Below are 12690 nucleotides of genomic sequence, written 5' to 3'. Positions count from 1 at the left end.
GGATCACTGGCCGCGCTTCCGGCCGCGGAACATCAGGGCGGAGCCGATGAGGGCGCCGAGGAGAAGACCACCGCCGACGGTCCAGGCGACGGTGAGGGCGCCGTTGTCGTTGTCGTCGGTGTTCGCCTCCAGCAGGGGCTCTTCCTTCACCGTGGGCACGTGCTCGGGCTTCGGACCGGTCGCGTTCAGCAGGGCGACCAGGTTCTTGCCGCCGAACTCGCGCGGGTCCACGCCGCCGGCCCGGGCAGCGAAGATGAGCTGGGCGTAGGCAGCCGGACCGCTCTGCGCGGCCCACTTCAGGGCGTTGGACTCCAGCCAGTGGACGGACACGGCGGCCTCGTCGTTGAATTCGGCGGCGGAGAGGGCGACGACGGCGTCGGCCGTGTTGCCGTAATCCGGCTGGTCCTCCGCGCCGGGCAGGACGGACTTGAGGTACTTGTCCTTGGCCATGGTCCTGGCGAGGTACGAGGCGCCGTTGTGGACCGCCTGCTTGAAGTCTCCCGGCTTCTCGCAGGACGCGGTGGCCTGGTCGCTGCCGAGGAGGAAGACCTGCGGCTGTCCGCCGAAGCCGCTGAGAACGGCTGCCGCCGTGGCGTCCGCGTTGGCGGTGAGCTTGCCCTTCTTGTCGGGCTGGTAGGCGAAGGCGCCGTCACGGGAGCAGGGCAGAGCGAGCTTCAGGAGGGCGTCGAACGGGGACTTGCCGTCCTTCTCGAACGTCTTCAGCGACCCGGTGCCTGCCATGCTCGCGGCCTGGATCGCGCCGATGACGGCGGACGTGGAGTTCGCGTCGCTCGCCCCGCCCGCCGTGTAGCCCCAGCCGCCGTCCTTGTTCTGTACGGACTTGAGCCAGGCGAGCGCCTTGCGCACCCCGTCCTCGTGGCTGCTGGACGTCGTGGCGAGGGCCTGGACGGCTGCGGCCGTGCTGTTGGTGTCGACCATCACCTTGGCGTCGCAGGCTTTGCCGGTGTCCGCGCGGAACGCCGGGAAGGCGCCGCTCGCGCACTGCTGGCCGACCAGCCAGTCCTCCGCCTTCTCGGCGGGGATGACGCCCTGCTTGTTCAGTGCCAGCAGCGCCAACGACTGCCGCCACACCCCGTCGTACGTCGGATCCCCACCCCCGTACAACCCCTCCGGTATCGCCACCGACGGCGACGGAGAGGGACTCGTGGCGACGGCCGGGGCGGCCGTACCGATCACTGCGGTGGCGGCCAGGACCGCGGCCCTGCGGCGGACGTTCATGATCGGCGGGTGCCTCTCCCTGCGGGGGAGCCGGGCAGCACGGGACACCCCGGCGGCTCGGCTCCGTATACCTCGACGGTGCCGCGCACCGGCCGGTTGCCGGTGCACGTGAGCCGGTCACAAGTACCGACACGGGGCGATCCGGCTCGCCGCCCCCCTGGCGGAGACGGCTCACGGTTGCGGGTCAGCGCCGGAATTGCACCGGCTTCCCCCCGTACGGGTGTGATGACGACCCGGCCACTCTACCGGCCCGTAGGAAAGCCCCCGAGGGGCGGTTGCGGGCCCGGTAGGTTCCCGGCATGGGGATCATCACGGGGAGACTGATCGGCTCGGGGCGGGCCTCGGACGTGTACGAGATCGACGAGGCGTGGGTGCTGCGGCGGGCCCGGGACACCTACGGCGACGCGCTCGCCGAGGCGGCCGTCATGGAGCGGGTGCGCGGGCACGGGTATCCGGTGCCGCGGGTGCGCGTGGAGGACTGCTCGTCCACCGAGCTGGTGATGGAGCGCCTGCACGGGCCGACGATGCTGGGGGCCTTCGCCGCCGGACGGATCGACGCGGAGGAGACAGGGGCCGTACTGGCCCGTCTCCTGCGGCGGCTGCACGCCCTGCCCGGCCGTGTCGTCCACCTCGATCTGCACCCGGACAACGTCATGCTCACCCCCGCCGGGCCCTACGTCATCGACTGGGCCAACGCCGAGGAGGGCGACCCCGGTCTCGACTGGGGCATGTCGGCGGTGATCCTCGCCCAGGTCGCGGTGGGGGAGGAGACGTTCGCCGAACCGGCGCGCGCGATGCTGGCCGCGCTGCTCGCCGACGCCTCGTCCCTGACCGACGACGGGCTGGCGCAGGCGCGGCGCCGGCGGGCGGTCAATCCGACGATGAGCCGGCGGGAGGTCGAACTCCTCGGGACGGCGGAGGACTTGATCCGGTCGCTGATCTGATCGGGTTCGGTCGTCGAGTGGCTCGGTGCGGCCACTTCAGGTGATCAGTCCGTCCGGTTCGGTCGGACGGTGTGGGCGTGTGGCGCCACGGTCACACTGTTGCCCGTGCCCAGCGAGAAGACCCTCCCCGGGAACCTGCCGCCCGATTCCCGCGGCTTCGTCGGGCGGCAGCACGAACTCGGCTGGCTCGCGGAAAAGTTGGAGCCCTCCGGCGAGCGCCGCCCGGTGACCCTGGTCGGGGTGGGCGGGGTGGGCAAGACACGGCTCGCGCTGCGGGCGGCGGAGCGGGCCGGGGCGGCGTATCCCGACGGGGTCTGGCTGGTGGAGCTGTCGCCGCTGCGGGCCGAGGGGCAGGTGCCGCTGGCCGTGATGGAGGCGCTGCGGCTGGCCGATCAGACCGCCGGGCCGGTGGCCCAGGCACTCTGCGCCTGGGCGCGGGACAAGCGGCTGCTGCTCGTCCTCGACACCTGCGAGCACCTGCTGGCGGAGTGCGCGGCACTGATCGCGGACCTGCTCGCCGTCGCTCCGGGGGTGCGCGTCCTCGTCACCAGCCGTGAGCCGCTGGACATGCCGGGGGAGCGGACGCTGGAGGTCGCCCCGCTGCGGAAGCCCGACGCCACGACCCTGTTCGCCCAGCGGGCCGCCACCGTCACCCCGGGCTTCGTCCTCGACGCCACGACCCGGCGGCAGGTCGGCGACCTCTGCCGGATCCTCGACGGCATCCCGCTCGCCATCGAACTCGCCGCCGCACGGCTGTCGTCGCACTCCCTGGACCAGCTCCACGAACTCCTCGGCGACCGGCTGCGCTCCCGCTTCGACGTGCTCGCCTGGGAGGGGACGGCGGAACAGGGGGCGCCGCGGCACTGGACCCTGCGCACGGCCATCGGCTGGAGCCACGAGCTGTGCGCCCCGCTGGAACGGCTGTTGTGGGCGCGGCTGTCGGTGTTCGCCGGCTCCTTCACCCGGCGGGCCGCCGAGTGGGTCTGTGCGGGCGGGCCGCTCCCTGCCGACCAGGTCGAGAACCTGCTCCTGCGCCTGACCCGGCAGTCGGTGGTGCTGCGTCATCCGGCCGACTCGGACCGCTTCCGGCTCCTCGACACGGTGCGCGAGTACGGCGCCGACTGGCTACGGGAGTTGGGGGAGGGGGAGGCCGTACGGCGGCGGCACCGGGACCACTACCGGCGGTTCGCGCGGGAGGCCTGCTCCGACTGGAACACCGGCCGCCAGGTCGCCTGGTGCGAACGGGTCTTCGCCGAGCAGGCCAACCTCCGCGCCGCCGTGGACTGCGCTCTGGAGGACCCCGGCAGCCGGGTCGCGCTGGAGACGGCGGGCAGCATCGGGTTCCTGTGGCGCCACTGCGGCATGCTGCGCGACGCCCGGTTCGCGCTCGACCGGGTGCTCGCCGTCGAGCACGAGCCGGGCGAGGCCCTGCTGCTGGCGCTGTGGAGCCGGGCGGCCGTCGCGGTCACCCAGGGGCACCCGGAGGCCGCGGCCCCGTGGGCGGAGCGGTGCATGGACCTCGCACGGGAACTCGGCGATCCGGCCGCGATCGACGCCACCGGATACGTCACCCTCGGCCCCCTGGTCCTGACCGGCCGCACGGCCGCGACGATCAAGGCGCTCTCGGACCTGCCGTTCGTGCCCGTCGTGTCGGACTGGCGCGGCTCGGGCCAGCTCCAGATGCGTGCCATGCGGCCGCTCGCCCACCTGATGAGCGGCGCGTACGCCGAAGTCGACGAGTCGGCCGCGGAACTGCGCGCGCTGTGCGCCGGCAGCGGCGAGCTCTGGACGGGGGCCTTCGTCGACGCCTTCATCGCCGACGCCGATCTCGCCCAGGGCCGTACCGTGGCCGCCCTGGACCATGCCCGGGCCGCGCTGGCCGGGCATCGGCGGATGCACAACACCGCCGGGGTCGCCTTCGGTGTCGACGCCCTGGTGGCCGCCGAGATCGGGGACGAAGGCGGAGACGGCCGCCGTGCCGCCCGGCTGCTCGGCATCAGCCGTCGCGCCTGGGAACGCGTGGGCAAGGAGCAGTTCAGCCTGCCCGGCCGCGTCGCCGCCCGCGAGGCCCGCGAACGCCTCCTGCGCGACCGGATCGGCGACCGGGCGTACGAGGAGGCGTACGCGCAGGGCATGGCGATGGCGTACGACGAGGGCGTCGACTACGCGCTCAGCTGAGGCGTCGGCCCCCCGAACGGCAGATGCAGCGCCCGCGACGCCAGCAGCCAACTCCCGTCCGCCGAACGCCGGAACGTGTCCGCGTAGTGCCCGACCTGGACCGGCGCCCCCGGCGGCACGATCCCGCCGTGGTACCCGTCGACCCGGTACGTGGTGAAGTACGAGGTCGCCGTCGCCGTGTCCGAAGAGACCACCGTGACCAGGACGTTGGACATCACCCGCCGCGACAACCGGTCCGCGGGCCGGGACCCGAAGTACCCCCGCAGCGCCTCGCGCCCGTCGTACCGCCGTCCGTCGCCCGGCGAGGGCCACTCCCAGCTGCCGTCCTCGGTGAACAGCTCGGCCACGGAGCCCGGGTCCCCGATGTCGAGCCGGCGGACGAAGTCGAGGATGAGCCGTTCACAGGCGCGCTCGGCGAGGAGTTGCTCCAGAGGGTCCATGGACCAGTGGTACCAGGGGCGGATCTGGGCCCGCGACCCGATTCACACCGCGACGTAGGTCACCGGCTCACTCCCGGCCACGGCCTCCGCCCGCCCCAGCTTCACCAGCCGCCGCAGATGCGCCTCGGCCTCCGAGACCGCGATCGTCCGTGATCCGTACGGGATCTGGTCCCACGGGCGGTTCCACTCCATGCGCTCGGCGAGCTGCCACGGTGTGAGGGGTTCGACCAGCAGCGTCAGCAGGTCGGTGAGGCGTTCCTCGTGATGCGCGAGCAACTCCCGTACGCGGGACGCCGCGTCGGTGAAGACGTGCTGGTGGGCGGGGAGGACTTCGGCGGGGGCGAGACGGCCGACGCGTTCGAGGGAGTCGAGGTAGTCGCCGAGCGGGTCGGTGACGGTGGCGTCGTCCGGGTCCTCGTAGAGGCCGATGTGCGGGGTGATCTCGGGGAGCAGGTGATCGCCGGAGAACAGGCGCCCGTTGCCCGGGAGTTGGGCGGGGTGGCTTTCCTCCAGGTGGAGGCAGACGTGGCCCGGTGTGTGGCCCGGCGTCCAGATCGCGCGCAGCCGGCGGCCCGCCAGGCCGAGGAGTTCACCGGGGACGATCTCGCGGTCGGGGACGGCGGGAGAGAAGCCGGGGAGCTTGCGGTTGCGGGCGGTGCGCAGGGGCGCCACATGGGACTCCGGGGCGCCGGCGGCCTCCAGCTTGGCCGTCATGTAGGAGAACCAGCGCTCCGGTCGGGTCTCGCGGGTACGGCGGACGATGGCCGCGTCCGCCGCGTGCATCGCGATCCAGGCGCCGGATACCTCGCGGACCTTGCCCGACAGACCGTGGTGGTCGGGGTGGTGATGGGTGATCACCACGCCGTGGACCTCGGTTGCGGAGGTGCCGCAGGCCCGCAGCCCCTCGGCGAGCGTGTCCCAGGACTCCGGGTCGTCCCAGCCCGTGTCGACCAGCACCGGACCGCGGTCGGTGTCGACGACGTACACCAGCGTGAAGCCCAGCGGGTTGTCGGGAATGGGAACCCGGATGGACCGGACGCCTCCGCCGTGGTCGCCGACCTGTGGCATGAGCTGAGTCATGGGGCCCCCTGTCGCCGCGTTCTCGCCACTATAACTAGAACGCGTTTCGATGGGAGCCCAAGTCATCCTTCAGCCTCGGCGCGGCTGTGCGCTCTGTGGACTCCTCCGAAGGGAACTGGTATCAGTTCCGGTATCTGATGAACCGTCAGAGCCAGTCCCGGGGAGGCAGTCGCCATGACCGAGCTCGTGGAACACGGACAGCTGTTCATCGGCGGGGAGTTGACCGACCCCTTGGGCAAGGACGTCATCGAGGTGATCTCCCCGCACACCGAGGAGGTCATCGGACGGGTGCCGCACGCCTCGGCCGGGGACGTGGACCGGGCGGTCGCGGCGGCGCGCAAGGCGTTCGACGAGGGACCCTGGCCGCGGATGACGCTCGACGAGCGCATCGAGGTCGTCTCCCGCATCAAGGACGGCATCCTCACCCGGCACGAGGAGATCGCCCGCGTGATCTCCTCCGAGAACGGCTCGCCCTACTCCTGGAGCGTCCTCGCCCAGGCGCTCGGCGCGATGATGGTGTGGGACGCGGCGATCACGGTCGCACGGAACTTCACGTACGAGGAGCAGCGCGACGGCGTCCTCGGCAAGATCCTGGTCCGGCGCGAGCCGGTCGGCGTCGTCGCGGCCGTGGTCCCCTGGAACGTCCCGCAGTTCGTCGCCGCCGCCAAGCTCGCGCCCGCGCTGCTCACCGGCTGCACGGTGGTGCTGAAGCCGTCGCCCGAGTCGCCGCTGGACGCGTATCTCCTCGCCGAGATCACGCGCGAGGCCGGGCTGCCGGAAGGTGTGCTGTCGATCCTGCCCGCCGACCGGGAGGTCAGCGAATACCTGGTCGGGCACCCGGGCATCGACAAGGTCTCCTTCACCGGGTCGGTGGCGGCCGGCAAGCGGGTGATGGAGGTGGCGTCACGCAATCTGACGCGTGTGACGCTGGAGTTGGGCGGCAAGTCGGCGGCGGTCGTCCTGCCGGACGCGGACATCGAGACGTCCGTGCCCGGGATCGTGTCGGCGGCCTGGATGAACAACGGCCAGGCGTGCGTGGCCCAGACCCGTATCCTCCTGCCGCGCTCGCGCTACGACGAGTTCGCGGACGCCTTCGCCGCCGCGGCGAGCGCCCTGGTCGTCGGCGACCCGCTGGACCCCGCCACGCAGGTGGGTCCGCTGGTGGCGCAGCGCCAGCAGCGCAGGAACCTCGACTACATCCGCATCGGCCAGGAGGAGGGCGCCAAGATCCTCACGGGCGGCGGCCGCCCGCCGGGCCTGGACCGCGGCTGGTACGTGGAGCCCACCCTCTTCGGCGACGTCGACAACTCCATGCGGATCGCCCGCGAGGAGATCTTCGGTCCGGTCATCTGCCTCCTTCCCTACGGCGACGAGTCCGAGGCCCTGAAGATCGCGAACGACTCGGACTACGGCCTCTCCGGCAGCGTCTGGACGGCCGACGTGGCGCACGGCATCGACGTCGCCCGCCAGGTCCGCACGGGCACGTACTCGGTGAACACCTTCAGCCTCGACATGCTGGGCCCGTTCGGCGGCTACAAGAACTCCGGCCTGGGACGGGAGTTCGGTCCCGAGGGCTTCGGCGAGTACCTGGAGCACAAGATGATCCACCTCCCGGCCGGCTGGGAGGGATGACCGGACATGGGTGACCGCTGGCAGGTCGAGGTCGACCGCTCCATCTGCATCGGCTCGGCCCAGTGCATCCACCACGCCCCCGACGGCTTCCACCTCGACACCGGCCGCCAGTCCCACCCCGTCGCCCCGGAAACGGACGCCAACGAAAAGATCCTGGCCGCCGCGGAGAGCTGCCCGGTGGAGGCGATCATGATCACCCTCCTGGGCAGCGGGGAGCCGGTGTTCCCACCGGAGGAGTAGCGGCTTACGCTCCAGCGGTCGTCACAGGACCGAACCGGGCAGGGGAACGTGCACAAGAGCGAGGCCAGGCAGCTGATCGAGCAGGCGTACCAGGCGTGGGACGCCGAGGAGTGGCTGCGCGCCGCCGAACTCTTCGAGCAGGTGCTCGTCCATTTCCCGGACGAGGAGCCGAGCGCGGAGTGGTGGTACGACGCCGCGCTCGCCCACAAGTTCCTGCGCAACTGGCAGAAGGCGTACGAGCTGGGGCGCGAGGCCGCCGCCCGTGCCCCGCGCGGCGAGGGCGAACCGGCGTTCTGGAACCTCGGGATCGCCGCGACGATCCAGCGGGAGTGGGCGACCGCACGGGACGCCTGGGCGGGATTCGGCATCGAACTCCCCGACGGGGAGGGTGAGATCGACGCCCGCCTCGGGAACGCGTGCGTACGCCTCGACACCGGCGGACAGCAGGAGGTCGTGTGGATCGAGCGGCTCTGCCCGACGCGCGGCCGGGTGGTCAACGTGCCCGTCACCGGCGGGCGGCGGTACGGCGAGATCGTCGTCCACGACGGCGTGCCGAACGGCGAGCGCATCGTCGACAGCACGACGTACCCCGTCTTCGACGAGCTGCTGCTCTTCGAGGCCTCCGAGATACCCACCCTGGAGGTCACCGTGAGCGCGGGCGAGCGGACCGACCTGGAGGCGCTCCTCGTGCTGTTCGCCGAGCACGGCTACGGCGCCGAGCCCGCCAGCTCCGTACGCATGCTGTGCGCGTGCTGCAGCGAGGGCACGCACCAGCAGGAGCGGAGTGCCGAGGCAGGCGCCCAGTCGGTCTCGCTCGCCGCCCCGCCGGAGGAGGCACGGCGGTTGCTGGAGCTGTGGGCCGGGGAGGCCCTGATCGGGCGGAGCTGGAGCGGACTGCAGCCGGTGGGCTAGTTCTCCGGTGCCGTCAGGTCGATCAGCTTGCACACCGTCTCGATGTCGATCTTCACCTGGGCGATGGAGGCGCGGCCCGAGAGCCAGGTGATCAGGGCCGAGTGCCAGGTGTGCTCGATGACGCGGACCGCGGAGAGCTGAGCCGGGGTCGGGTCCTCGATGCCCATCGCGTCCAGGATGATCACCGTGGTCTGGCGGGAGACCTGGTCGACCTCGGGGGAGACGCTGCGGTCGGCGAAGGTGAGGGCGCGGACCATCGCGTCGGCGAGATGCGGCTCGCGCTGGAGCGCGCGGAACGCGCGCATCAGGGTCTCCGCCACCCGCTCGGCCGCCGTCTCGCCCTGCGGCGGCTTCTTCCGCAGGGTGCCGTGCATGTGCTCCAGCTGATCCTGCATCGTGGCGACCAGCAGATGGATCTTGGACGGGAAGTAGCGGTACAGCGTGCCCAGCGCCACCTGCGAGGACTCCGCGACCTCCCGCATCTGCACCGCGTCGAAACCGCCCCGGCTCGCCAGCTGCGCGCTCGCGTGCAGGATGCGGCGACGACGGGCCTCCTGCCGCTCCGTGAGGGGCGCAGAGGCGGGGCGCTGGGTGATGGCTTCCGCAGGCATGGGTCCCGTCCGTGACAGTCGGTGAGGGCGAGTGATCACACAGCATGTCAGGGGTGACAGTGGTGGCGTGAATCACCTGATCCACTGCTCACACCGCCCCTACCTGCCGGTAGATTCAGAGCCTCTTGAACGATCAAGTCTGAAACTTGTTCTAGATTAGCGTCCCGGCGTAATCTCGCGGGAAATAGCAGGGAGAAGGGGGCCCGGAGTGACCGCTGAGGCCAGTCGGGCGGGTTCCCAGGAGGACCCGGCCGCGGACGGCGAGCGACCGCTCAACATCGCACTCCTCACCTACAAGGGAAACCCGTTCTGCGGCGGCCAGGGCGTCTACGTCCGCCACCTCTCCCGCGAACTGGCCCGCCTCGGCCACCGCGTCGAGGTCATCGGCTCCCAGCCCTACCCCGTCCTCGACGAGGGCGACGACATCGACGGCCGGCTGAGCCTCACGGAGCTCCCGAGCCTCGACCTGTACCGGTCCCCGGACCCCTTTCGCACCCCCAAGCGCGACGAGTACCGCGACTGGATCGACGCCCTCGAAGTGGCGACCATGTGGACCGGCGGCTTCCCCGAGCCGCTGACGTTCTCCCTGCGCGCCCGCCGCCATCTGCGCGCCCGCCGCGGCGAGTTCGACGTCGTGCACGACAACCAGACCCTGGGATACGGCCTCCTGGGCGACCTCGGCGCCCCCCTGGTCACGACGATCCACCACCCCATCACCGTGGACCGCCAGTTGGAGCTGGACGCGGCCGAGAGCTGGGGCCAGCGCCTGGCCAAGCGGCGCTGGTACGCCTTCACCCGCATGCAGAAGCGCGCGGCACGCAGGCTCCCCTCCGTCCTCACCGTCTCCGGCACCTCCCGCCAGGAGATCGTCGACCACCTCGGCGTCCGCGACGACCGCATCCACGTCGTCCACATCGGCGCCGACACCGACCTTTTCTCGCCGGATCCCGCGGTGGCCGTGGTCCCCGGCCGGATCGTCACCACCTCCAGCGCCGACGTCCCGCTCAAGGGCCTGATATTCCTGGTCGAGGCCCTCGCGAAGGTCCGCACCGAGCACCCCGACGCCCACCTCGTCGTCGTCGGCAAGCGCGCCGAGGACGGCCCCGTCGCCCAGGCCATCGAGCGCTACGGCCTCGAAGGCGCCATCCGCTTCGTCAAGGGCATCACCGACGCCGAACTGGTCGACCTGGTCCGCTCGGCGGAGGTCGCCTGCGTGCCGTCCCTGTACGAGGGCTTCTCCCTCCCCGCCGCGGAGGCCATGGCCACCGGCACACCGCTGGTCGCGACGACCGGCGGCGCGATCCCGGAGGTCGCGGGCCGCGACGGCGAGACCTGTCTGGCCGTACCGCCGGGGGACTCCGGCGCACTCGCGACCGCCCTGAGCCGACTGCTCGGCGACCGTGACCTGCGGGCGCGGCTCGGCCGCGCGGGACGTGAGCGGGTCCTGGCGCGGTTCACCTGGGCCCGGGCCGCCGAGGGAACGGCGGCCCGGTACCGCGAGGCGATGGCCCTCCCGCCCGCAGCCCCGCACGCCGGCCGCGTCGCACCCGCGGCCGAAGAAGTTGTTGACGTTGAATCCGATCGCGAAAGCAGGGCCACGTGCTGACCGTCGACTTCTCCCGGTTCCCGCTAGCCCCGGGCGACCGCGTCCTGGACCTCGGCTGCGGAGCCGGCCGGCACGCGTTCGAGTGCTACCGGCGCGGCGCGCAGGTCGTCGCGCTGGACCAGAACGCCGAGGAGATCCGCGAGGTCGCCAAGTGGTTCGCGGCGATGAAGGAGGCCGGCGAGGCCCCCGAGGGCGCGACGGCCACCGCGATGGAGGGCGACGCCCTGGCGCTGCCCTTCCCCGACGAGTCCTTCGACGTCGTGATCATCTCCGAGGTCATGGAGCACATCCCCGACGACAAGGGCGTACTCGCCGAGATGGTGCGGGTGTTGAGGCCCGGCGGCCGGATCGCCGTCACCGTCCCGCGCTACGGACCCGAGAAGGTCTGCTGGGCGCTGTCCGACGCCTACCACGAGGTCGAGGGCGGCCACATCCGCATCTACAAGGCGGACGAACTCCTCGCGAAGATGCGCGAGGCCGGCCTCAAGCCGTACGGCACCCACCACGCGCACGCCCTGCACTCGCCGTACTGGTGGCTGAAGTGCGCGTTCGGCGTCGACAACGACAAGGCGCTGCCGGTGAAGGCGTACCACAAGCTGCTGGTCTGGGACATCATGAAGAAGCCGCTGGCGACGAGGGTCGCCGAGCAGGCCCTCAACCCCCTGATCGGCAAGAGCTTCGTGGCGTACGCGACCAAGCCGCACCTGCCCGCCGTGGATGCGCGGTGACCACTCCCCGTACCGAACACCTCGTCCTGTCCGGCGTCCTCACCGCGGAGGAGGCCGCCGCGACCGTCGCCGGCATCCTCGCCGCGCAGCGCGAGGACGGGGCGATCCCGTGGTTCCGCGGCCACCACCTCGACCCCTGGGACCACACCGAGGCCGCGATGGCCCTGGACGCGGCGGGTGAGCACGAGGCCGCCGAGCGGGCCTACGACTGGCTGGCCCGGCACCAGAACGAGGACGGTTCCTGGTACGCGGCCTACCAGGACGGGGCGTTCGACGACGTCACCGACCGGGGCCGGGAGACGAACTTCGTCGCCTACATAGCCGTAGGCGTGTGGCACCACTACCTCTCGACGGGCGACGACACCTTCCTCGACCGCATGTGGCCGACGGTCTACTCGGCGGTGGAGTACGTCCTGCGGCTCCAGCAGCCCGGCGGCCAGATCGGCTGGAAGGGCGAGGACGACGGCACGTTCACCACGGACGCGCTGCTGACGGGCTCCTCGTCCATTCACCACGCGCTGCGGTGCGCGCTCGCCATCGCGGAACAGCGCGAAGAGCCGCAGCCGGACTGGGAGTTGGCGCTGGGCATGCTGCGGCACGCCATCCGCCGCCACCCCGAGCGGTTCCTCGACAAGGACCGCTACTCCATGGACTGGTACTACCCGATCCTCGGCGGCGCGCTCACCGGCGCGGAAGCCAAGTCCCGCATGGAGGCGGACTGGGACCGCTTCGTCGTACCCGGACTCGGCGTGCGCTGCGTCGTCCCCAACCCGTGGGTGACGGGAGGCGAAAGCGCCGAACTCGCCCTCGCGCTCTGGGCGATGGGCGAGTCCGACCGTGCGCTGGACATTCTCCAGGCGATCCAGCATCTGCGGGATCCGGAGAGCGGCCTGTACTGGACCGGGTACGTCTTCGACGACGGCGCCATCTGGCCCCGGGAACTGACCACTTGGACGGCCGGGTCGCTACTTCTGGCGGTCGCCGCGCTGGGTGGCCACGAGGCTACATGCGCGGTGTTCGGCGGGGACCGCCTGCCGAGCGGGTTGGACCCGGACTGCTGCGCCTGAGGGTTCGGGTGGG

The 12690-nt window shown here is 71.7% G+C and carries 12 protein-coding genes; 8 read left to right on the top strand and 4 right to left on the bottom strand.

Annotation, left to right across the window (positions count from 1 at the left end):
- Window positions 1–3: 3 nt before the first annotated feature.
- Complete coding sequence (locus tag OG381_RS16175) at window positions 4–1239, bottom strand: prenyltransferase/squalene oxidase repeat-containing protein (RefSeq protein WP_327716806.1); 1236 nt, start codon at window positions 1237–1239, stop codon at window positions 4–6.
- Between the two features lie 299 nt (window positions 1240–1538).
- Between OG381_RS16175 and OG381_RS16170 the strand changes: the two genes are divergently transcribed.
- Together OG381_RS16170 and OG381_RS16165 are read left to right on the top strand one after the other, a co-directional pair.
- The gene (locus tag OG381_RS16170) at window positions 1539–2183 is read left to right on the top strand and encodes a phosphotransferase (protein WP_327716805.1); all 645 of its coding nucleotides are present in this window, start codon (window positions 1539–1541) and stop codon (window positions 2181–2183) included.
- A gap of 105 nt (window positions 2184–2288) precedes the next feature.
- Entirely contained in the window at window positions 2289–4361 is a 2073-nt protein-coding gene (locus OG381_RS16165; protein WP_327716804.1) for an ATP-binding protein, read from the top strand.
- Here the strand turns inward: OG381_RS16165 and OG381_RS16160 are convergent.
- Window positions 4346–4801 carry a nuclear transport factor 2 family protein gene (locus OG381_RS16160; RefSeq protein ID WP_327716803.1) on the bottom strand — a complete coding sequence of 152 codons (456 nt, stop codon included), beginning with the start codon at window positions 4799–4801 and terminating at the stop codon, window positions 4346–4348. The two genes, OG381_RS16165 and OG381_RS16160, sit on opposite strands and share 16 nt — an antisense overlap.
- 42 nt (window positions 4802–4843) lie before the next feature.
- Window positions 4844–5869, bottom strand: coding sequence for an MBL fold metallo-hydrolase (locus OG381_RS16155; protein WP_327722471.1), 1026 nt, complete (start codon window positions 5867–5869; stop codon window positions 4844–4846).
- A gap of 186 nt (window positions 5870–6055) precedes the next feature.
- Here OG381_RS16155 and OG381_RS16150 point away from each other — a divergent pair, with 186 nt between their 5' ends.
- From OG381_RS16150 to OG381_RS16140, 3 genes are read left to right on the top strand one after another with little or no spacing between them, the layout of a single operon-like run.
- Window positions 6056–7513 carry an aldehyde dehydrogenase gene (locus tag OG381_RS16150; RefSeq protein ID WP_327716802.1) on the top strand — a complete coding sequence of 486 codons (1458 nt, stop codon included), beginning with the start codon at window positions 6056–6058 and terminating at the stop codon, window positions 7511–7513.
- A gap of 6 nt (window positions 7514–7519) precedes the next feature.
- Window positions 7520–7753, top strand: coding sequence for a ferredoxin (locus OG381_RS16145; protein WP_327716801.1), 234 nt, complete (start codon window positions 7520–7522; stop codon window positions 7751–7753).
- 48 nt (window positions 7754–7801) lie between these two features.
- Window positions 7802–8665, top strand: coding sequence for a tetratricopeptide repeat protein (locus OG381_RS16140; RefSeq protein ID WP_327716800.1), 864 nt, complete (start codon window positions 7802–7804; stop codon window positions 8663–8665).
- Here the strand turns inward: OG381_RS16140 and OG381_RS16135 are convergent.
- The gene (locus tag OG381_RS16135) at window positions 8662–9276 is read right to left on the bottom strand and encodes a TetR family transcriptional regulator (RefSeq protein WP_327716799.1); all 615 of its coding nucleotides are present in this window, start codon (window positions 9274–9276) and stop codon (window positions 8662–8664) included. The two genes, OG381_RS16140 and OG381_RS16135, sit on opposite strands and share 4 nt — an antisense overlap.
- Before the next feature lie 208 nt (window positions 9277–9484).
- On the opposite strand from OG381_RS16135, the gene OG381_RS16130 reads away from it, so the two are divergent.
- The 3 genes from OG381_RS16130 to OG381_RS16120 are packed head-to-tail and all read left to right on the top strand — an operon-like array spanning window position 9485 to window position 12677.
- Entirely contained in the window at window positions 9485–10882 is a 1398-nt protein-coding gene (locus OG381_RS16130; protein WP_327716798.1) for a glycosyltransferase family 4 protein, read from the top strand.
- Entirely contained in the window at window positions 10876–11610 is a 735-nt protein-coding gene (locus OG381_RS16125; protein ID WP_327716797.1) for a class I SAM-dependent methyltransferase, read from the top strand. Before OG381_RS16130 ends, OG381_RS16125 begins: the two co-directional genes overlap by 7 nt.
- Window positions 11607–12677, top strand: a complete 1071-nt coding sequence (locus OG381_RS16120) for a prenyltransferase/squalene oxidase repeat-containing protein (protein WP_327716796.1) — start codon at window positions 11607–11609, stop codon at window positions 12675–12677. The genes OG381_RS16125 and OG381_RS16120 overlap by 4 nt, the downstream gene beginning before the upstream one ends.
- Window positions 12678–12690 lie beyond the last annotated feature (13 nt).

It is taken from the genome of Streptomyces sp. NBC_00490 (assembly GCF_036013645.1).
GTDB classification, from domain to species: Bacteria; Actinomycetota; Actinomycetes; order Streptomycetales; family Streptomycetaceae; genus Streptomyces; species Streptomyces canus_F.
This window is presented reverse-complemented; position numbering and strand designations above follow the sequence as displayed.

Excerpts from the sequence above, each read along its gene's own strand:
- OG381_RS16175 (WP_327716806.1), bottom strand. The coding sequence starts at position 1,239 with ATGAACGTCCGCCGCAGGGCCGCGGTCCTGGCCGCCACCGCAGTGATC.
- OG381_RS16135 (WP_327716799.1), bottom strand. The coding sequence starts at position 9,276 with ATGCCTGCGGAAGCCATCACCCAGCGCCCCGCCTCTGCGCCCCTCACG.
- OG381_RS16160 (WP_327716803.1), bottom strand. The coding sequence starts at position 4,801 with ATGGACCCTCTGGAGCAACTCCTCGCCGAGCGCGCCTGTGAACGGCTC.
- OG381_RS16145 (WP_327716801.1), top strand. The coding sequence starts at position 7,520 with ATGGGTGACCGCTGGCAGGTCGAGGTCGACCGCTCCATCTGCATCGGC.
- OG381_RS16170 (WP_327716805.1), top strand. The coding sequence starts at position 1,539 with ATGGGGATCATCACGGGGAGACTGATCGGCTCGGGGCGGGCCTCGGAC.
- OG381_RS16155 (WP_327722471.1), bottom strand. The coding sequence starts at position 5,869 with ATGCCACAGGTCGGCGACCACGGCGGAGGCGTCCGGTCCATCCGGGTT.
- OG381_RS16150 (WP_327716802.1), top strand. The coding sequence starts at position 6,056 with ATGACCGAGCTCGTGGAACACGGACAGCTGTTCATCGGCGGGGAGTTG.